This is a genomic window from Pseudomonadales bacterium (genome assembly GCA_013215025.1).
Classification (GTDB): domain Bacteria; phylum Pseudomonadota; class Gammaproteobacteria; order Pseudomonadales; family DT-91; genus DT-91.
The window spans coordinates 1-1,779 of sequence record JABSRR010000321.1; the positions used below are offsets into that span (position 1 = coordinate 1).

The 1,779-nt window shown below is 42.6% G+C and carries 2 protein-coding genes; one reads left to right on the top strand and one right to left on the bottom strand.

Annotation, left to right across the window (positions count from 1 at the left end; all coding sequences use genetic code 11):
• On the top strand, positions 1-168 hold a 168-nt coding region (locus HRU21_13310; protein ID NRA43261.1), incomplete at its 5' end, for a hypothetical protein.
• Positions 169-268: 100 nt separating this feature from the next.
• Here the strand turns inward: HRU21_13310 and HRU21_13315 are convergent.
• Positions 269-1,495 carry an OmpA family protein gene (locus HRU21_13315; GenBank protein ID NRA43262.1) on the bottom strand — a complete coding sequence of 409 codons (1,227 nt, stop codon included), beginning with the start codon at positions 1,493-1,495 and terminating at the stop codon, positions 269-271.
• Positions 1,496-1,779: the final 284 nt, after the last annotated feature.

Sequence of the window (1,779 nt, forward strand, 5' to 3'; positions counted from 1 at the left end):
ACTTTGATTATTGCGCACCGCTTAAGCACCATCGAGCATGCCGATATGATTGCCGTAATGCAGCATGGCAAAATTGTGGAGTGTGGCAAACATCAACAGTTATTAGCCAATAGCTCACTGTATCAACGCTTAGCGAAGTTGCAGTTTGCAGATCAACTGGCCAGCTAGGCCATCCAGTCAAGCACACTTGTTTCGTTATATATCGCGCATAAAAAAACCGCGCTATACAGCGCGGTTTAATCACATAAATCAGCGTGATTTTTATATTTTAATAAGCAAGATCTGCCACAACGCGTCGGTTCTGAGCACGACCTGCCGCGGTGCTGTTATCTGCCACAGGATCGGCTTCACCTTTACCCACTGCAGTAATCCGCGCTGGATCAATATTATGGCGTGAAACAATTGCCTGCTTAACTGATTCAGCTCGCTTCTCTGACAACTGCTGGTTAAACGCCGCAGGGCCTGAACTATCGGTATAACCATAAATGGTAAGACTCAAGTCTTTATGATAATTCATGATTTGACCAAGCTCGTCAATTTTGCTGTAAGAGCCTGCTTTAATTTGATTTGAGGCATTTTCAAATGTGACATTCAAATTAAACTGACGATCTTCTTTGATCGGGCAGCCACCCTCATCAACCGTCACGCCTTTCGCAGTTTTTTCACATTTATCCATGTAATCTGCAACACCGTCTTCGTCAGAATCAACTGGACAACCCTTGGCATCGACTGCAGCACCCGCTGGAGTATCGGCACAGCTATCTTCTTTATCGATAACGCCGTCTTGATCACTATCAAACAGAATCTCACAGCCTTTGTCGTCAACAGCTACACCCTCGGCCGAGTTAGGGCATTGATCGTTTTGATTTTCTACACCATCACGGTCGTCGTCAGAAACCAAGGCCGTGTATTGTTTTTCAGCAGGCGATGAGGCAAACAAGAATACGATGCCTAAATTGGCTATACCATCAACGGTATTATCTTCGTCACCGTAAACGGCACGAAAATCAGTGCGAAAATACACATGATCAAATGGCATATAGCGATAGCCAACACCCACATTAACGGAAGTTTCATCTTGGCTATCGCCAATATCAGGATTGTATTTTTGCTCACCAATACCAAATGGAATATAAAAACCCATATTATCGGCAAAATTGTCGAAGTGATAAAAACCGTCTAGCTTCAGCTGCTGCACACGTAAATCGTTATCTACATCTTCAACTTCGGTATCCGTTTCTGAGTAGTTCACTTCAACCGCCCAGTTAGGGTTAAAATGATAACCAAAGCCAAGACCTAGGTTGACCTCATCATCAATTGAGAAACCACCGTTATCTTCGAACTCGCGTGTGTTCTCAAAAAAGTGGTAACCCACCGAAGGTGCCAAATAAAGACTTTTATACGGCGCTTTGTCATAGGCAATTGCTGGCACAGTGAATAAGGCACTTAGTCCTAAACTAGCACCGGCAATTAATGTGGCTTTATTGTGTAACATGAAAAAATCCCTTTCAGATAAGACAATCGACTTACAAAATAGACAACAAAGCTTTGTTATGCAAAAAAATTATCAACTAAAGTTAAAAATAAGCGCTAAATCGTTCAAAAACATGACAAAGTTAAAGCTTTTTTAATTCTCCTTTCCCCTTAACATGCGAATCCTGAATACAGGCTAATGCCTGGCTGAGTCGAAACGAAAGCTTATCTTAGCTTTATCCTTAGCCCTGTCCCCAGCCCTATCTTCAAGCTTAGCCTCAGCTTAGTGTAAGAAAAAAATTGGGG